General features: G+C 67.8%; 13 protein-coding genes. 5 read left to right on the top strand and 8 right to left on the bottom strand.

Annotated features, from left to right (window positions below):
- Nucleotide 1: 1 nt before the first annotated feature.
- Together AU072_RS15190 and AU072_RS15195 are read left to right on the top strand one after the other, a co-directional pair.
- Entirely contained in the window at nucleotides 2-601 is a 600-nt protein-coding gene (locus AU072_RS15190; RefSeq protein WP_064414547.1) for a TetR/AcrR family transcriptional regulator, read from the top strand.
- Nucleotides 602-603: 2 nt separating this feature from the next.
- Complete coding sequence (locus tag AU072_RS15195) at nucleotides 604-1,929, top strand: MFS transporter (RefSeq protein WP_064414548.1); 1,326 nt, start codon at nucleotides 604-606, stop codon at nucleotides 1,927-1,929.
- Between the two features lie 2 nt (nucleotides 1,930-1,931).
- Here AU072_RS15195 and AU072_RS15200 read toward each other — a convergent pair whose 3' ends face one another.
- Entirely contained in the window at nucleotides 1,932-2,606 is a 675-nt protein-coding gene (locus tag AU072_RS15200; protein ID WP_064414549.1) for a FadR/GntR family transcriptional regulator, read from the bottom strand.
- A 47-nt stretch (nucleotides 2,607-2,653) separates the two neighbouring features.
- Here AU072_RS15200 and AU072_RS15205 point away from each other — a divergent pair, with 47 nt between their 5' ends.
- A complete protein-coding gene (locus tag AU072_RS15205; RefSeq protein ID WP_082680849.1) occupies nucleotides 2,654-3,913 on the top strand; it encodes a CynX/NimT family MFS transporter in 1,260 nt (419 codons plus the stop codon).
- Here AU072_RS15205 and AU072_RS15210 read toward each other — a convergent pair.
- On the bottom strand, nucleotides 3,904-4,530 hold the full coding sequence (locus AU072_RS15210; protein ID WP_064414550.1) for a TenA family protein: 627 nt from the start codon (nucleotides 4,528-4,530) through the stop codon (nucleotides 3,904-3,906). The two genes, AU072_RS15205 and AU072_RS15210, sit on opposite strands and share 10 nt — an antisense overlap.
- Before the next feature lie 100 nt (nucleotides 4,531-4,630).
- Between AU072_RS15210 and AU072_RS15215 the strand changes: the two genes are divergently transcribed.
- Together AU072_RS15215 and surE are read left to right on the top strand one after the other, a co-directional pair.
- Nucleotides 4,631-5,617: a 1-phosphofructokinase family hexose kinase gene (locus AU072_RS15215; protein WP_064414551.1), complete on the top strand. Its 987-nt coding sequence runs from the start codon at nucleotides 4,631-4,633 to the stop codon at nucleotides 5,615-5,617.
- A gap of 26 nt (nucleotides 5,618-5,643) precedes the next feature.
- Nucleotides 5,644-6,417 (top strand): 5'/3'-nucleotidase SurE, encoded by a 774-nt coding sequence (surE, locus tag AU072_RS15220; protein ID WP_064414552.1) that lies wholly within the window; start codon nucleotides 5,644-5,646, stop codon nucleotides 6,415-6,417.
- A 10-nt stretch (nucleotides 6,418-6,427) separates the two neighbouring features.
- On the opposite strand, the gene AU072_RS15225 is transcribed toward surE, so the two are convergent.
- The 6 genes from AU072_RS15225 to AU072_RS15250 all read right to left on the bottom strand — a co-directional run bounded on the left by AU072_RS15225 (nucleotide 6,428) and on the right by AU072_RS15250 (nucleotide 18,073).
- On the bottom strand, nucleotides 6,428-7,285 hold the full coding sequence (locus AU072_RS15225; protein WP_064414553.1) for an ABC transporter permease: 858 nt from the start codon (nucleotides 7,283-7,285) through the stop codon (nucleotides 6,428-6,430).
- Complete coding sequence (locus AU072_RS15230; RefSeq protein ID WP_120271019.1) at nucleotides 7,282-8,130, bottom strand: ABC transporter ATP-binding protein; 849 nt, start codon at nucleotides 8,128-8,130, stop codon at nucleotides 7,282-7,284. Before AU072_RS15230 ends, AU072_RS15225 begins: the two co-directional genes overlap by 4 nt.
- Complete coding sequence (locus AU072_RS15235; protein WP_064414554.1) at nucleotides 8,127-13,640, bottom strand: type I polyketide synthase; 5,514 nt, start codon at nucleotides 13,638-13,640, stop codon at nucleotides 8,127-8,129. Before AU072_RS15235 ends, AU072_RS15230 begins: the two co-directional genes overlap by 4 nt.
- The gene (locus tag AU072_RS15240; protein WP_064414555.1) at nucleotides 13,637-15,391 is read right to left on the bottom strand and encodes an NAD(P)/FAD-dependent oxidoreductase; all 1,755 of its coding nucleotides are present in this window, start codon (nucleotides 15,389-15,391) and stop codon (nucleotides 13,637-13,639) included. The genes AU072_RS15235 and AU072_RS15240 overlap by 4 nt, the downstream gene beginning before the upstream one ends.
- Nucleotides 15,392-15,396: 5 nt before the next feature.
- Complete coding sequence (locus AU072_RS15245) at nucleotides 15,397-16,701, bottom strand: cation:proton antiporter (RefSeq protein ID WP_064414556.1); 1,305 nt, start codon at nucleotides 16,699-16,701, stop codon at nucleotides 15,397-15,399.
- A 223-nt stretch (nucleotides 16,702-16,924) separates the two neighbouring features.
- Nucleotides 16,925-18,073, bottom strand: coding sequence for an AI-2E family transporter (locus tag AU072_RS15250; protein ID WP_064414557.1), 1,149 nt, complete (start codon nucleotides 18,071-18,073; stop codon nucleotides 16,925-16,927).
- Between the last annotated feature and the right edge of the window lie 45 nt (nucleotides 18,074-18,118).

The raw sequence follows: 18,118 nt of genomic DNA on the forward strand, positions 1-18,118 counted from the left end.
CGTGGCCGAGCGGTGGACGAAAGAGCGGCGTGCCGAGCACACCCGGCAGATCCTCTTGGATGCCGCGGAGGAGGTGTTCGCTCGCAAGGGCCTGACCGGTGCAGCGCTCGAGGAGATCGCCGACGCCGCGGGATTCACTCGGGGCGCCATCTATTCGCAGTTCGGCGCCAAGGAGAAGCTGTTCCTGGCGGTCGTGGACCGCCAGCGGCAGCGCTTCCTCGACGGGTTCATCGAGGTGATGATGTCGTTCCATCGACTCGATGACGTCGACCTCGACGAGTTGGCCGACCGGTGGCGCCAACTGAGCCGCGGAACAGACCGGGCGGCACTCGGTTTGGAGCTGAAGTTGTTCCTGCTGCGCAACCCCGATGCCGGCGAACGCGTCGCCGCTCAGCGTCTTGAAACAGTTCGCGCGCTCGGCGAGTTCATCAGCAAGAACGTCGCCCGGATCGGCGGGGCCCTCACCATGGAGGCCGAGACCCTGGCCCGAGTGATTCTGGCCGCCAATGACGGCATCACCCTGGACAGTCATCTGGACGGCGAAGACCTCTACCGCCCGTATCTGCAATTGGTGATGTCGAGCATCGAGACCTCGCAGTAGGCGTGAGCACTTACCTGCCGGATCGCGCCCTCGAGGACAGGACGCTGGCGAAGGTCAGCAGGCGCCTGATTCCATTCCTCGTCCTGCTCTACATCGTCAACTATCTCGATCGGGTCAACATCGCCTTCGCCGGGCCCAACGGCATGAACGACGACCTCGCGATGAGCGCCAAGATGTTCGGCTTCGCGTCGGGGATCTTCTTCCTCGGCTACCTGCTGCTCGAAGTGCCCAGCAACATCGCCCTGCACAAGTTCGGTGGCCGGCGCTGGCTGGCGCGGATCATGGTGAGTTGGGGAATCATCAGCGCGGCAATCGCCTTCGTACCGAACGCGGAGACGCTGATCGTTCTACGCTTCCTTCTCGGCGTGGCCGAAGCCGGCTTCTTCCCGGGCATCATCTTGTACCTGACGTTCTGGTTTCCCGAGAAGCAGCGGTCGCGGGCGGTGTCGCTGTTCATGGTCGCCGTACCGGTCTCGACCGCGGTCGGGGCGACGGTCTCGTCGTTGATCATCGACTGGGGACACGGCTTGTTCGGGTTGGCCGGCTGGCGGTTCATGTTCCTGGTCGAGGGGCTTCCCGCCGTCCTACTGGGCGTGATCTGCTGGTTCTATCTCACCGACCGGCCCGCCGTCGCGAGCTGGCTGAACCACGACGAAAAGCGCTGGCTGCAAACCACATTGGACGATGAGCGGGCCGTTGCCGAGAGTAGTGGTGGTCACTGGCCGCTGAAGAAGGCACTGACCCATCCGCGGATACTGGCCCTGGCGTTCATCTACTTCGGCATCACCTACGGGCTGTACGCGGTCGGGTTCTTCCTGCCCACCATCGTCGCCGGGTTCCAAGAGGAGTACGGCGTCCATCTCAACGTGATCCAGCGCGGACTGGTCACGTCGATCCCCTACGCCGTGGCCGCGATCGTCATGGTGCCCTGGGCCTGGCACTCCGACCGGACCGGCGAGCGGGTCTGGCACGTCGCCATCCCGGCGATCGTGGGCGGTGTCGCCATCCCCGCAGCCCTCTACATGACCGATGCCTACCTTGCGATGCTGGCCGTCACGTTGTGCACCTGCGCCGTCATGTGCGCCCTACCCGTGTTCTGGTCCCTGCCATCGTCTTTCCTCACCGGAGCGGCGGCCGCCGGCGGGATCGCACTGATCAACTCCCTCGGAAATCTGAGCGGTTTCGGCGGGCCATACATCACCGGCTGGCTCACCGATCTGACCGGCAACAGCAGGGTCGCGCTGTGGGTGGTCGGCGCCCTGTCACTGGCCGCGGCCGCTCTGGTCGTCGCCCTGGGTAGCAGGCCACGCCCCGCTGCCCGGGGGTGAGATCAGCCGTCGGTCGGGGGAAGGCCGGCGAGAGCCCCGTCGATGATCTGGGCTGCGGTCAGTGCGGCCTGCTCGACGTCACCGGCGGCGATGTGCTCGAGCAGCACACCGTGGTCGACGACTTCCACGGCGGCGTCCTGGCCGCTGGCGACGCTTGCCGTGATGGCTTCCATCAACCCCCGGTACAGCTCCGTCAGCGTGGCGTTGTGCGAACTGCGGACCACCGCGAGGTGGAATTCGGCGTCGGCGCGGGCGAATTCGTCGGTGTCCCCGCCGGCCAGGCAGGCGTCTCGGCGCGCCAACAAGGCGCGCAACTCGGCGAGATCGTCGTCGGTTCGGCGGACGGCGGCGGCCCTGGCACCCTCGACCTCCAGCGCGCGCCGGACCGCGAGCACATCGCGCCACTCGGCGCCGCAGAGCCGGCGCAGCGCACCCGACACCTCGCTGGTGGCCCGGACATAGGTGCCGTCGCCCTGTCGCACCTCGAGGATGCCGGCGTGGGCCAGGGCCCGGACCGCCTCGCGCACGGTGTTGCGGCCCACCCCGAGCGACGCCACCAGGACCGTCTCGTTGGGGATGCGCAGTCCCACCGGCCATTCCCCCCGCGCGACCGTGTCCCGCAACTGCTCGATGACCTGATCGACGAGGCCCGACCGGTGCGCGGTGACCAACGGCACAGAGACATCCTTTCAACCAATCATGGGATGTATGGCAGATTAGCAGGATGCGTGTCGGCCGGCGGGATGATGAAGAAGACGTGTCACCGACGCGGCTGGCCGTGGGCGTCAAGGATCCCGCCGAGGCCGATCAGGCTCCCATTTCGGTGGTGGCCGGCGGTGCGCTGCTGGCCCTTGCGGTGGTCCTGACCGCTCTCAACCTGCGCCCGGCCGTGACCAGTGTGGCGCCCCTGCTCGGTGAGATGCGTTCCGAACTCGGGGTCTCGGCGACGTGGGCCGGTCTCCTCACCACAGTGCCCGCGCTGTGTTTCGCGGTGGCGGGACTCACCGCGCCCCGGCTCGCCGCCCGCATCGGGCTCGGTCGCACCATCTCGGCCGCCTTGGCCGCGCTCACCGTCGGCCTGCTCGCCCGCACCGTCGGCGGCCCGCACACCGTGATCGCGGCGACGCTGATCGCGTGCGCGGGGATCGCGTTGGCCAACGTGTTGATTCCCGTGGTGATCAAGGGATCCTTCCCCGCGCGGGTCGGGCTGATGACCGGGATCTACACCGCCGCACTGCAAGGCGGCGGCGCGCTGGGGTCGGCGGTGACACCCGGCCTCGAGGATCCGCTGGGCGGGTGGCGCGCCGCGCTGGCGGCGTGGGCGGCGGTTTCCTTCGTCGCGCTCATGGCGTGGCTACCCACCTCGCGACGACACGCAGGCACCTGGGCAGCGAGCACCGCCCCCGCCGGGGGCAGACGCTCACTGTTGCGAAACCGGTTGGCGTGGACGGTCACGCTGTTCTTCGGCTGCCAGTCGTTGATGGCCTACATCGTGATGGGTTGGCTGCCAGAGGTATTCATCGACAACGGCGTCGAGAAGACCCAGGCCGGTCTGCTCGTCGGCCTCACCTCGCTGGTCGGTGTGCCCATCGCGTTGGTGATCGCCCCGCTGGCCGCGCGCAGTCGCGCGCAGAGCGCATGGATCGTCGGCCTGGGCGCCGTGGGGCTGGTGGGCACGCTCGGCCTGATGCTCGCGCCTGCCGCGCAGCCCGTGTTGTGGAGCGTGTTGATCGGAGTCGGGATGGGTGTGTTCGCCCTGGCGCTCGCCGTGATCGCGCTGCGGGCCCGAAACGCCGAAGACACCGCGCAATTGTCCGGCATGGCACAGGGATTCGGCTATCTGATCGCGGGTGTGGGCCCGTTCCTGTTCGGGCTACTGCACGACGTGACGCACGGGTGGACCGTACCGTGGATGATGTTCCTCGGCGTATACGTAGCGCAGATCGCGCTCGGCGCGCTGGCCGGTCGCCCGCGCTACGTCTGATCCCCGCGGTTGAAGGCCGCGTCGAAGAACGCCAGCTCCAGCCGCATCGCGCGCCGATAGGCGATCCGTGCGGCGGACACGTCGTCGGCCTGCTGATCGAGCAGTCGCTCCAAGAGTGACGCCACCTCCTCGAAACCGGGATCGGCGTAGGTCTGCACCCATTGCGCGTAGGGCCCGGCGGCGTCGGCGTCGAGCGTGACCCCGATGTGCGCGTACAGACGCATGCAGGGTGTCATCGCCGCGCACACGACGCCGATGTCGGCGGTGGCGGCGGTGGCCAGCAGGAACTCGGTGTAGGCCAGTGTCGCCGCGGCGGGTTCGACGCCGGCCATGTCGATCCCCCACGACGCGGCATAGGACGCGTGCAGGCCGAGCTCTTCACGCACGCCGGCGAGCAGGTCGGCGAAGGTCAGCAGCGTGGCGGTGTCCGAGCTCCTGGCCAACGCCAGACCATATGCGCGAGCGAAGGATTCGAGGAAGAACGCGTCCTGCGCGATGTAGCCCGCGAACAGATCGCGGTCCAGTGAGCCGTCCCCGATGCCCCGAACGAACGGGTTGGCCAGCACCTCGGCCACCACATCGGCGTTCTCCGTCCACAACTGCGCTGCCAGTGACATGCCAACGGACTCTAGTCGCGGCGCGCTCGACGTTGGTCGGCGCGGAGCCCTCCGTGATGTCGCCGGGTAGTCGGCGCTCAGGCTGGGTACTCCGCAACCCATGACAGACAGGGAATCTCGCGGCGACGAATCCGACGGCGACGCATCCGGACCGGCCGCCGTGGTCATTTTCGCCCCGCTGCCCGTGCTCACCGTGACGGTCGAGAACCGATCGGGCGACGCCGACATCCACGTCCACGCCGGCGGCCAGGGTGTCTGGCAGTCGCGCATGATGTCCTCGCTCGGCGTGCCGGTCGTGCTGTGCTCGGCCCTCGGCGGCGAGACGGGCGACGTCCTGGGCCACCTTCTGCCCGCACAGAACGTCACCGTGCAGACGGTGCCGGTCAGCGCACGCAACGGATCCTATGTGCACGACCGCCGCTCGGGCGGCCGCGAGGTTGTCGCCGAGGCCGCGGGCAGCCCCCTGGACCGCCACGAACTGGACTCCCTCTACGAGCTCACCCTGACCGAGGGTTTGACCCACGGTCGGGTCCTGCTGTCGGGCCCGCAGGAAGACGACGTGTTGCCCGCCGACCTGTACCGGCGCCTGTCCACCGACCTCGGCGCCAACGGCTGCAAGGTGGCGGCGGACCTGTCCGGCGAGCGACTCGAGGCGGTGCTCGCCGGCGGACCGGACCTGATCAAGGTCAGCCACGAAGAGTTGCTCGACGACGGCAGGGCCAAATCCGAGGACGCGAAGCATCTTGTCGCGGCCATGCGCTGCATGCGAGACGAAGGCGCGAACACGATCGTCGTGTCGCGCTCCGGTGACGCCCCCGCCCTGGCGCTGCTCGGCGAGGAGGACGACGACGGTGACGTTCTCGAGATCACGATGCCGACGCTGGAACCGGCCGATTCGGCCGGTGCCGGGGACTCGATGACCGCCGGCATCGTCGCCGCACTGGCCAGCGGCCGCCCGCTGCGCCGGGCGTTGCAGATCGGGGCGGCGTGCGGCGCGCTCAACGTCGTGCGGCACGGGTTGGGCACCGGCGGTGCGCGCGCCGTGGAGACGCTTGCCGAACGCGTGGAGTTGCGCCCGCTGACGTAGGGCCATCGAACTGGAGGAGGTGGAACGTGCCGCGCGCACTGGTGACCAACGACGACGGAATCGACTCCCCCGGCCTGCACGCACTGGTGGGTGCGGCGCTCGAGGCGGGATTGGAGGTGATCGTGGCCGCCCCGGCCGAACAGGCTAGCGGGGCCAGCGCCGCGCTGAGCGCAGTCCGCCGGGATGGCCGAACGGTCGTCGAGCAACGCAAGCTGGCCGCCCTTGACGGTGTCGAGGCGTGGGCGGTGCAGGCCCAGCCCGGACACATCGTCGCCGCCGCGCTCAACGGCTGGTTCGATCCTCGGCCGGACCTCGTGCTGTCCGGAATCAACCACGGCGCCAACGTCGGCCGGGCCATCCTGCACTCCGGAACCGTCGGCGCGGCACTCACCGCGAAGATCAGTGACACCCGCGCACTGGCGGTATCGCTGGACGTCGCGCTGCACCCCACCGGGGAGCGGCACTGGAAGACCGCCGCCGGTCTGCTGGCGCCGGTGCTGGATCTACTGCTCGACGCACCCGAGGGCACCGTGCTCTCGCTCAACGTCCCGGACCGGCCCGCCGATGAGATCGGACCGATCCGCCACGCGCGGTTGGCCCGCGGCGGTGCGGTGCAGACGAAAGTCGAGGAGGTACGCAACGGGGGCGTGCGCCTGACCGAGGTGGAGGTGCCCGACCAACCGGAGGAGGACACCGACAGCGCACTTTTGGATGCCGGGCATCCGACGCTGACGGAGCTGCGATCGGTCGAGGCCCACGACGGCGATCTCGTACGCAAGTGGCTGGCCGACGAGAGTTAGCCCGGCGCGATCAGCTCCGGTCCGACCATCGGAACATCGCGAGACAACCGATCAGCCCGGCGGCGCTCCACGCCGCCAACACGAGGAAGATGCGCCAATGTTCCCAGCTGCCTGCCGGTTCCAGCGCGACCATCTCCGCGGGCAGCAGCACCGAACGAAATCCTTGGGCCATCCACTTGACCGGGAACAGGGAGCCGATCACCAACATCCACGTCGGCAGGATCATCAGCGGCACGTAGGTGCCCGAGACGAATTGCAGTGCCACCGAAGGGCCGTTGGTGATGACGGCGGCGGACACGGCGTTGCTCGCGAGGTTGCTGATCAAGATGCCCAGCAGCGAACAGCTGACGATGCCCAGGACCGATACCCACGCGAGGGTGAACCATCCGAATCCGTCGGCCGGCAGGCGCAACCCGAAGGCGAGCACACCCACTGCCAACAACAGAACTGCCTCGGCGAGGCTGACCACCGCGACGAGCGCGATCTTGCCGATGAAATACGACGACGCCGTCGTCGGAGTGCCCCGAAGGCGGCGTAAGGCCCCGGTGTCACGGTCGGCGGCGATGCTGGTGCCGAGGTTGACGAACGACGCGGACAGGATGCCGTAGGCGAGCATGCTCGCGGCGATCACCGCACCGGTGCTGGTCTGGCTGCCCGGCAGCTCCTCGGAGAAGATCGAACCCAGCAGCAGGCAGATCACCGCGGGCATGGAGAACGTCAGCACCATCTGCTCGGGCCGGCGGTAGAACATCTTCAGTTCGGGAACGACCCGCGACAGCCCGATCCGCAGCGGCGACGGCAGCGCCGGTTGCGCAGTGGTGCGGTGTCGCGGCGGTGAGGCGGCGGTGATGTGTTCGATATCCGTCATGGCCGACCGATCAGGTGTAGGTACGCGTCCTCGAGTGTCGGTCGACTGATCGTCAGCTGCTCCAGTTCGACACCGTTCCTGCTGCGGCGACGGACAAGCTCGGTCGGGAAATCCGTTGTCTCGACTTTTATCTGGCCGTTCTCGATCCATTGCACTGTGGCGGCCGAGCTCACATGCTCGGCCAACCGCACCGGCGAATCGACGGCCACGACCCTGCCTCCTGCGATCACCGCGACCCGGTCGGCCAGCGCCGCGGCCTCTTCGAGGTAGTGGGTGGTCAGCAGAATTGTGGTGCCGTCGGCGGCCAGCAACTTGATCAGTTGCCAGAACTGTCGACGCGCCTCAGGGTCGAAACCGGTTGTGGGTTCGTCCAAGAACAGCAGCTCGGGCTTGCCGATGATCCCGAGCGCGACGTCGAGGCGACGGCGTTGACCGCCGGAAAGCGTGCGCACCCGCGAGTCCGCGGCCGTGTCCAGACCGACGAGTTCGAGCGCGTCTTCGGGTTCGCGGGCGGTGCCGTAACAGTTCGCGAACATCTGCACGGTTTCGCGCACCGAGAGCATCCCGGCGTCGCTGACCTCCTGCAGCACGATGCCGATCCTGGCCCGCCAGGTGCGTCCCGCCGCCGCGGGGTCCTCGCCCAGCACCCGCGCGTGTCCGGCGTCGCGACTTCTGTTGCCCTCCAGTATTTCTATGGTTGTCGACTTGCCGGCGCCGTTGGGGCCGAGAATGGCGAAGACCTCACCGTAGGCGACGTCGAGGTCGAGTTCGGCAACCGCCTGGATCGGTCCGTAGGCCTTCGAGAGCCCCCGCACGTGCACCGCCGTCGAAGCCGCCTCGGTCACGGCGCGGTGCCGCCTTCGAGTTCGGCCAGGAGTTCTCGCAGATCGTCCTCCGACATCCCGTCGATCAGCTGATCGACGTCACCCACGGCCGGTTCGGTCGGGGGCGCGGCCGTTTCGGTGGCACCGTGGATCGTGTGCAGTTCGTCGAGCACACGGGCGGCCAGCGAGCCGACGCTGACGCCCTTCAGGATCTCCAACACCGGCAGGTCGATCGAGAACGTGGTGTTGATCCTGACCCGGAAGTCCATCGCCATCATGGAGTCCAGGCCGATGTCGTCGAGCAGGTCGTCGTTCGCGAAATCGGTGACGGCACAGTCGAACACTGCCGCGACGAGACGCTCGACGTGATCGGTGATCACGTTGAGGCGTTCGGGTTCCGGGGTGTTCGCCAGCAGCTCGAGCAACGATCCGTCCGTCCCGGGGTCCGTCGGAGCGGCGGTGGCCGCGTCGAGGTCGGCGAACATCTTCGGAAGGTGCCCGCCCAGCAGCTGGCGAGCACGGTTCCAGTCGGCGCTGACGGCGATGACATTCGGGGTGGTCTGGGTGATCAGGCGGTCGAGGATCAGCGCTCCCGCCGCCGGGGTGATCAACTCGATTCCTCGCATGGCGTAGACGTTTTCGAGGTTGAGGTCTTCGACCATCCCCACCGACCACGGTCCCCAGCCCACGGTGAGGGCGGGAAGTCCCTGCGCCTGCCGGTGATGTGCGAACGCGTCGAGGTACGCGTTGGCAGCAGCGTAATTACCCTGCCCGGGTGAGGCGATGACCGAGCCGGCGGAGCCGAACATCACGAAGAAGTCGAGTTCCTGGCCGGCGAACGCGGTGTGCAGGGCCCGGGTGCCGGTGACCTTGGGACCCAGCACTTTGCGGAAGTCGTCTTCGCTGACGTTGACCAGGAGCTGGTCGTGGACCGCGCCTGCGGCGTGGATGACTCCGCGGACCGGCCGGTCTGTGTTGCGGTCGTGGTCGGCCAGCCAAGCCGCCACCGCATCGGCATCGGTGATGTCGACGCTCGCGGCGCTCACCTGTGCGCCGAGGCGTTCGACGGCCCGGACGGTGTCGACGGCGGTGAACTGCGGGTCGTCGGGAGTGATGCCGGGCCACCGGTGGCGCGGCGGCAGGCCGCTTCTGCTCAGCAGCGCGATGTGTCGTGCGCCGTGCTCGGCCAGATAGGTGGCGACGGTGCGACCGAGCGCGCCGGTGCCGCCGGTGACGACGTAGGTCGCGGTGGGAGAGAGCTTGGTGGGAAACGGTTTTGTGAGGTTTGTGCTGTGCCGCAGCCGCGGAACCAGCGTCACCTCGCCGCGGATCGCCACCTGATCCTCGGACGTGGAATCGAGGATGTGCCGGCAGACACGCGCGGCGGTGTCGCCGACGTCATCGGTGTCGTCGATGTCGATGAGACCGCCCCACCGCTCGACGAACTCCTGATGGCCGACGACCCTGCCGAGCCCCCACACCGTGGACTGGTCGACGGCCAGTGGTTCGGTGCCCAGCGCCGGCTGCGCGTTCGCGGTGATGACGTACAGGCGCGGGCACACAGTGTCGTGTGCGGCCAGGGCCTTCGTGATGCGCAACAGCGTGAGGACACCGAGGTGGTCGGCGCCGTCCGGGTCGCAGGCCTGCGCGTCGGCGTCGAGATCCATTGGCCAGCAGTCGATGACACCGGTGAGGTCGCCGTCTTCGGCGAGGTGCCGCTCGAACAGCTGGGCCACCTGTTCGGGACGCCGTTCGTTGATCGCGTATCCGCCGTCGACCGCGGTTACGGCATCGACGATGCGGTGGGTGACGGTGTGTACGCGGTGGCCCCGGTTTCGCAGGAGATCGGCGAGCGCTTCACCGAATCCGGTGTCGTCGACGAACACCAGCCATGACGCCGTGTCGGTCGGCTCCACGCAGTCCTCACTGCTGGGCTCGGCCGCGGGAACCCACTGAAGTTCGTAGAGTCCCTTGTCGATTCGCTCCGGCGACATGCGCGTCGAGGCGCTCAGCGACCGCACCGTGAAGCCCTCGAAGACCGCCAGTCGCTCCCCGCGATGGTCGCAGATCGCGATGTCGCTCTCGATCTCCTCGGCGGTCGCCGACCTGACGGCCAGCCGTACGGTCATATCGCCTTTGGGTGTGCCGTACACGGCGCTGCGCCGGATCCGGACGGGCAGGTATGGGCTTTCGGCGGCGCTGCCACCGGGAAGCGGTGCACCGAACAGCGTTTGGAAGGCGCCGTCGATCAGGGCCGGGTGGAACCGGTAGTCGTCGAGCTCGGCGGCGATCCGGGCCGGAATCTCCATCTCGGCGACCACCCACGCGTCGCCGGCGGTGAGGCCGGTGACGGATCGGAACGCGTCCCCGTAGTCGAACCCGATGGCTTCGGTGAGGGCGTAGAACTCGTCGCCGCTCATGGCATTGGCGGGCGCCGCCTCGGCCATCGGAGGCGGGGTGCCGCCCGATTTCGGGAGCGTGGCGAGTTCTGCCGTCGCGGTGATCGTCCATTTGAGTTCGCCGTCGGTGGTCGCGGTGTGCGCGGCGAATTCCAGGGCCCCGGTGTCCTGGTTGAGGGTGGTCCGCAGGATGGGATCGCAGGTGTCGTCGAGGATGAGTGCGCGGTGCAGCACCAGGTTGTCGACGGCGAGGTCCACTCCGTAGGTCTCTTTGGCCGCGGCCAGCGCCAACTCGATGTAGGCCGCGCCGGGCACGACGACGCTGCCCTGGACCCGGTGGTCGGAGAGAAACGGCACGAGGGCGGTGCTCAATTCGATTTCCCAGGTGGGGTGTGCGGCACTGACCGGCTGGCCGAGCAGCGGGTGCACCGGGTGATAGTGCAGCGCCTCGGTGGCCTCCTGGGTCTCGTTCCAGTAGCGCCGCGACTGCCACGGGTAGCGGGGCAGCTTCAGCAGCCGCGCTCCACCGCGCGGATACAGGGCCTCCCAGTCGATGTCGTGTCCGTGGTCGTGAAGCGCCCCGAGGGCGGTCATGAACGTGCGCAGGTCGTCGTCGTTGCGTCGCTGCGTGGCCTGGACGAGGGTCTTCTGCGCGCCGGCGATCTCGAAGATCGACGAGGCCAGCACCGGGTGCGGTCCGAGCTCGACGAAGTGGGTGTAGCCGTCGTCGAGCATGCGGCGGATCGCCGGCTCGAAAAGGACTGTGGCGCGGGTGTTCTGCCACCAGTAGGCGGCACCGGAGCGGTATCCGTCCAACAGGTCGCCGGTCACCGTCGAGTAGAGCGGAAGCTGCGCAGGCCGCGACGCCAACCCGTCGAGGGCCTCACGGAGATCGCTTCTGATCGCGTCCATGTAATGGGTGTGATAGGGCACCTTGCCGGTCAGGTACCGAGTGAAGACCTCGGCGTCTTCCAATCGGCGGGCGATGTCGTCCAGTACCTCACCGTCCCCGGCGATGGTCACCGCGGACGGGCTGTTGACGGCCGCCACCGAGACCCGCTGCCCGAATTCCTCGCGCATTGTGTCCTCGAGGGCGGCCATCAGCGAGTCGGTGTCCAAGCCGACGGCCAGCATGCGGCCCTGTCCGCTGGTTCGTTGTTGGAGCCTGCTGCGGTGGTAGATGACCTCGATCGCCTGCTCGAAGTCCAGCAGCCCGGCGAGGTGGTGGGCGGCGACTTCGCCTGCGCTGTGGCCGATCACGGCATCGGGCCGGATGCCGAATTGTTCGAGTTGCGCGGCCAGGGCGACCTGGATCGCGAAATTGGCCGGCTGGGCGAACTCTGTCTCACCCATGCGGGAATCCGCTTCGCCGCGCAGGAGTTCCTCGATCAGGGACCAGTCGGTGTGGCGCGCCAGCTCGCGATCGCTTCGCGCGATGCTTTCGGTGAACGCGGGCAGGACGCCCAGGAGCCCGCGGCACATCTTCCACCATTGCGGGCCCATCCCGCTGCAGACGAACGTGAGCTTGGGCGTCGATGACGACGTGCGCGCGGAGGCGATCTGGCCGCCGTCGGCGAGGGCGCGCAGTTGCTCTCGTGCATCGGACACGCTGTCGGTGACAAGGGTGTGGCGGTGGCTCAGGTGCGAGCGACGTTGCGACAGCGTGAATCTCAGGTCGGGCAGGCCGATGTCCGGTTCGGCCTCCAGGTGGTCGGCCAATTGGCGCGCCGACGCCACCAGGGCCTCCTCGCTGCGCGCCGAGATCGGCAGCAGCGTGAGAGGAAGGTGCTCGACGGTGTTCGAGGTTCGGACATCGGCCGGGGCTGGTGGTTCGGCGAGCACCGCGTGGGCGTTGGTGCCGCCGAATCCGAACGAGTTGACCCCCGCGATCCGCGGTCCGGCGGGGAAGGGGCGGCCGGCGCGCGGCACGTCGAGCTTGAGCTCGGTGAGAGACACCTGGCTGGTGGGGTTGTGGAGATGCAGGTGCGCCGGGATGTATCCGTGTTTGAGCACCAACGCGGTCTTGATCAACCCGGCGACCCCGGCGCCGGCTTCGAGGTGACCGATGTTGGTCTTGACCGATCCGATCGGCAACGGATCGGTGCGGTCCGACGTCAGCGCCGACGCCAGCGCGCGCGTCTCGACCGGGTCGCCGACGGGTGTGCCGGTGCCGTGCGCTTCGACGTATCCGACGTCGTTGGGCCGGACGCCGGCCCGGCGAAGCGCCGAGGTGATCGCGGCGGCCTGTGCCTGCGCGCGGGGCACCGTGATGCCGTCAGTGCGGCCGTCCTGGGACACCGCGGTGCCGAGGATCTGGGCGTAGATCTCGTCGCCGTCGCGCAACGCCTGCTCGAGGGGTTTGATGACGACGACGGCGCCGCCCTCGCCGCGCGCGTAGCCGTCGGCTGACTGGTCGAAGGCCTTGCAGCGCCCGTCGGGGCTGAGGAACCCGCTCTTGGACTCGGCGATCGCGGTGTTGGGCCCGACCATGATGTTGACGCCCCCGGCCAGCGCGAGCTCGCTCTCACCGTTCCAAATGCTCTGGGCCGCAAGGTGCACCGCGACCAGCGAACTCGAACACGCCGTGTCGATCGTCATGCTCGGTCCGCGGAAGTCGAAGGCGAACGAGATGCGGTTCGCCAGCATCGTCATCATCATTCCGGCGGCGGAATGCGTTTTGAACTGGTAGCGGCTGCCGCGGCCCTGGTTCTGCAGCAGTTGGTAGTCCAGGGTGAAGCCGCCGATGAACACCCCGACGTCGGTTCCGGCGAGATGGTCGGGCCGCAGCCCTCCGTCCTCCAGCGCTTCCCATGTGGTCTGCAGCATCAGGCGTTGCTGCGGGTCGATCGAATGCGCCTCCCGCGGCGAGATTCCGAAGAACTGCGGATCGAACTGGTCGATGGTGTCGAGGAAACCGCCTCGCCGGGTGACCATCTTGCCGACCTTCTTCGGGTTGGCGTCGTGGAATCGGTCGGCATTCCAGCGTGATTCGGGAACCTCGCGGGTCGCGTCGACACCATCGCTCAACAGTTGCCAGTAGTCCTCGGCGGAGCCGACCCCGCCGGGTAGTCGGCATCCGATCCCGACGATCGCCAATGGTGCGGGCCGGTGTTGGTTGTCGTGCGTGTTCATACCTGCAACTCACGGATAGCGGTGTGGATCCAGTCGGAGCTGACCGGATTGGTCTGCTGTTCACGGCGATACACGGCGCGAAGTTCCCTCAGCAGCGGGTCGCGCTGCCACGCCTGCACCTGGGCCACGGCGGCATCGTCGTCGAACAGCGAGGATTTGTCGGCGAGCACGGTCTCGACCAGTTGGCCCGCCAGTTGCCGCAACAACCGGCCGTTGGCCTCGAACCGGTCGGTGAAGTCGGGCGCGGGTTCCATCATCGCCATGTGCAGTGTCGCCATGAAGTTCAGCGGCGTATAAAGATCGACGAATCGAACCGGCGATCGGCGGCCTTCCACGGCGGCCCATTCGCGGAAGAACCGCTGCACCCGGTTGCTCAGTGCGATCAGGCCGTCGAGGTGCGGAACGACCGCGGGATCGTCTGCGACACTGACGAATCGGCCGTTTCGGTAGAGCAATCCGATGAAGCCCCAGTAGAACGCGATGTCCCAGATGATCTTCGCCGACATCACCGTCGGCGTGCCCATCAGCGTGTACTGCTTCTCGTACACCGCCAGCCACATGTCGGCCAGTGACCGGAATAGGGAGTCGCTGATGCCCGCGCGGGCGACCACGTCTTCACCGTCGAGTTCGCGCGTGACCATGTCGGTGACCAGACCGTTGCCGATGGCCACCAGGTCCAGCCCTGAGGAGTACAGCGGGTCCAGGAAGATGCCTGCGTCGCCGGTCAGGCACCAGCGCGCGGCGCCGTCGAAGACCTTCGTGGCGGCGTGGCTGTAGTGCTTCATGACGCGGAAGTCCATGATCAGGTCGTCATGGCGGGCGATCTCGTCGGCGCACTGTGGTTCGTGCCGGCGGATCCACGCCTTGGCCTTCTCCAGCGTGTTGAACTCGTCGAAAGGGTGGAACTCGGGGTCGGCGACGATGCCGACGCTGGTGGCGCCGGAGGCCAGCCGGATGAGCCAGACCCAATAACCCTCGCCCATCAAGTGATTCGTCGACAGTGCGCGGTCGCCTTCGACCAGCCGGCCGTGCCAGTCGGGGTCGTCGCTCCACTGTCCGATGTCGAGTTCGGCCTTGACCCGGAACCATGCGGCGTTGCAGTGGTGGTCGGTGGCCCGCTTCAGGTCCAGCTGGCGCGACAGCGCCCGGTTGCGGCCGGACGCGTCGACCACCCAGCGTGTCGTCGTGCGGCTGGTCCCGTCGTCGCCCTGGTATGACACGGTGTGCGCGTCGTCGCCGAAGTCCACGGTCCTGACCCGGCCGCGGGCGATGTCGATCCCGGCGGCTGCGCACCTGCGGGCGAGTTCGTTCTCGAGCCTGCCGCGGTCGATCTGGTAGGTCACTTGGGGTACGAACGACGAGCTGCCGAGTTCGACGCGGCTTGTGATGTCGGTGTTGCCGTCGTGTGAGAAGAACATCCGCAGGCCCATCTTGCGGATCTGCGCGGTGCTCAAATGGTCGGCCAGACCGAGGCGTTCGCGGAGATAATGCGCGGACACCTCGACCGTCGACTCGCCGACGGTGTGGGTGATCTCGGCGACCGGACGTGCGGTCGGCTCGATGATCAGGATCCGGGTGCGGGGTCGTGCGGAGCGAAGCTCCAATGCCAACGTCAGGGCCGCGGCGCCTCCTCCGATGATCGCCACGTCGTGGTCCGTTGGGGCGGATCCGTTGGAGGACAGCTGGTTCCGGATCTTGCGGGCGAGGGTGGCGCGGGCCTCGGGGTCGAGTTGGGACAGCTTCGATCGCACGTGCGTTACCTTCCTTCGGTCGCCGGAACGGCGGAGGTCGCCTCGACGGGATCCGCTGACGGTGGTGTGGCGTCGAGTGGAGGCCGGTGACGCCCGTAGACGAATTCGAAGATCGGGGCTGCCATCAGCGTCGTGACGATGGCGACCAGCACGAGGATGGTGAACAGCGTCGGGGTGATGATGCCGGCCTCCAGACCGATGTTGAGCAGGATGAGCTCGATCAATCCGCGCGCGTTCATCAGTGATCCCAGCGCGACCGATTCACGCAGCGGTACCTTGCTCAATCTGGCCGCGGCGGCGCACGCGACGCCCTTGCCCGCGATCGCCACGACGAGCACGCCGAGCGTCAGCGCCCAGAGTTCCGGCGTGTTCACCAGTCCGATCTCGGTGTTGAGTCCGGAGTACACGAAGAACAGCGGCAACAAGAGCCTTGTGGTGAGTGGCTCGATGGTCTCGGTGAGGCGCCGGGCGAACAGTCCCGACGGCATGGCGACACCGATGATGAATGCGCCGAAAATCGCGTGGATTCCGATGGTGTCGGTGAGCCAGGCGCCGCTCATCAGCACGATCAGGACGGTGCTCAACACCCACCCGGGAATGGTCCGCTGCTCCTCGGACTTGGAGCCGAGCACCCGTGCCGCGCGCCGCCCGAGCGTCAGCACCAACACGGTGTAGAGCAGCCCGCCCACGATGGCCGTGACGGCCGTCGCCGGGGTGCCACGGTGTACGGCGACGACGACCGCCAGGATGCACCAGGAGATCGCGTCCGCAGTGGCGCCACATGCGAGTGCGAGAGTGCCCAGAGACGTTCCGGTGAGCCGCTTTTCGAAGATGATCCGGGCGAGCATGGGAAAGGCGGTGATCGCGATGGCCGCCCCCATGAACATCATCGCCATCGGAAGACTCACGCCGTCACCGAAGAATCCGCCCGAGGACAGCAGCGGCACCGCGACGGCCGCGCCCAGCACCAGGGGAGCCAGCGTTCCGGCCGTGGAGACCGCGACAGCGGTGCGGGCGCGCTGTTTGACGTGGTCGACGTCGAAGTTCAAGCCGACGACGAACATGTAGAGCACGAGGCCGATCTGCGCGGCGGTGTAGAGCACGACGTTGGAGGTGCCGGCCGGGAACAGATCCTCCTGCACACCCGGGGCGACCCTGCCCAGCAGTGAGGGACCCAGGACCACCCCGGCGATCATCTCGCCGACGACCGGCGGCTGGCCCACGCGTTGCGCCAGCAGACCGGCGAGGCGGCACGCCGCGAGGATGACCGCCAGCGCGAGGAAGAAGTGAACCGCCGTTGCCGCGGGCATGTCAGGTCCTACGGCCCGCGGTGCAGACCATCGGGGTGCAGCTGTGTACGGAGCGCAGCGCGGGGCGGGCGGGCTCCACCAGTCCGTCTATGACTCACCTCATCGCTTCCGACCTAGACGTATGCACGTCTCGCCGGAGACGATGCATTTTCGATGCAGTGGGGTATTGACACATTCTGCGGTCGCTAACCGTGCGAATTTCTTTCCGAATGATGACGGCGGGCTAATCGATCGCCCGGCCTGCGGTGTCGGGGCCCGGCTCGGCACCGTTCGCATTGTCTGCGGCCCGCTGATCGATCTGCTCGTTGACGTAGCGCGCGAGCACCGTCAGCATCGCCACCGTCGGCACGGCCAGGAAGGCGCCGATGATCCCGTACAGCGCGCCGCCCGCGGTCACCGCGAGCAGCACCACCGCCGCGTGCAGCTTCATCACGCGGCTCTGCAGCAACGGCTGCAGTACGTTCCCTTCGATCTGCTGCACGGCGATGATGACCGCGAGCACCAGCAGCGCGTTGACGAAACCGTTGGCCACCAGGGCAATCAGCACCGCGAGCGCTCCGGCGACGAAGGCGCCGATGAACGGAACGAACGCCCCGATGAAGGTCAGCACAGCCAGCGCGGGCGCCAGCGGGACACCGAGGATCAGCAGGCCGGCGCCGATGAAGACCGCGTCGATCAGCGCCACCCCCGTCTGCGCGCGGATGAAGCCGCCGAGGTTGTCCCACATCCGGCTGAGCACCGCTTCCAGGTGCCGTCCGGCGCGGCCGGTCAACCCGACGAGCCAGGGCAAGAACTTGCGTCCGTCTTTGAGGACGAAGAACGACAGCACGATCGTCAGTACCAGCGTCACCAGAACGCTGCCGACCGTGCTGACCCCGCTGACGACACCGGTCGCGATCGCCGCGGAACGCTCCCGCATCGCGTTGACCAGTGAGTCGGTGAAGCGCTCCAACTGCTCCTGCCGCAGGTTGAGCGGGGGTCCCGCGATCCAGTCCTGCAGCCGGTTGATGCCTTCGGTTGCCTGGTCGATCAGCGCAGGCATCTGGCTCAGCAGTGGCGGGATGATCAGCGCGATCAGACCCGAGGCAATGGCCAGGAACAGCAACAGCGTCGTCAGCGCCGCGACCGCCGGCGGCAATCCGGCGCGGTCCATCAGGATGCGCGCCGGTGGCCAGAGCACGGTGCACAGGATGACGGCGAGCAAGACCGGCAGGAAGATCACCCACAGCTGGGCCACGAGCCAACCGAGTACCACCGCGCCCGCGGCGATCGCCACGATGACCAACGACCACTTCGCCAGCCAGAACGCGCCGGATCCGATCAGGGCTCCACGGTCCCGCTTGGATGTTGCACCGGGGCTGTGTTCGCTCACGCGAGCGTTCTACCCCGGAAGGTCATATCGAAACCGCAGCCGGTC

The organism is Mycolicibacterium novocastrense (assembly GCF_001499835.1).
GTDB lineage: Bacteria > Actinomycetota > Actinomycetes > Mycobacteriales > Mycobacteriaceae > Mycobacterium > Mycobacterium novocastrense.

What these genes read in the sequence shown, in the direction of transcription:
- AU072_RS15225 (WP_064414553.1), bottom strand. Translation starts at nt 7,285, where the DNA reads ATGACGGATATCGAACACATCACCGCCGCCTCACCGCCGCGACACCGC.
- AU072_RS15205 (WP_082680849.1), top strand. Translation starts at nt 2,654, where the DNA reads ATGCGTGTCGGCCGGCGGGATGATGAAGAAGACGTGTCACCGACGCGG.
- AU072_RS15245 (WP_064414556.1), bottom strand. Translation starts at nt 16,701, where the DNA reads ATGCCCGCGGCAACGGCGGTTCACTTCTTCCTCGCGCTGGCGGTCATC.
- AU072_RS15235 (WP_064414554.1), bottom strand. Translation starts at nt 13,640, where the DNA reads ATGAACACGCACGACAACCAACACCGGCCCGCACCATTGGCGATCGTC.
- AU072_RS15210 (WP_064414550.1), bottom strand. Translation starts at nt 4,530, where the DNA reads ATGTCACTGGCAGCGCAGTTGTGGACGGAGAACGCCGATGTGGTGGCC.
- AU072_RS15215 (WP_064414551.1), top strand. Translation starts at nt 4,631, where the DNA reads ATGACAGACAGGGAATCTCGCGGCGACGAATCCGACGGCGACGCATCC.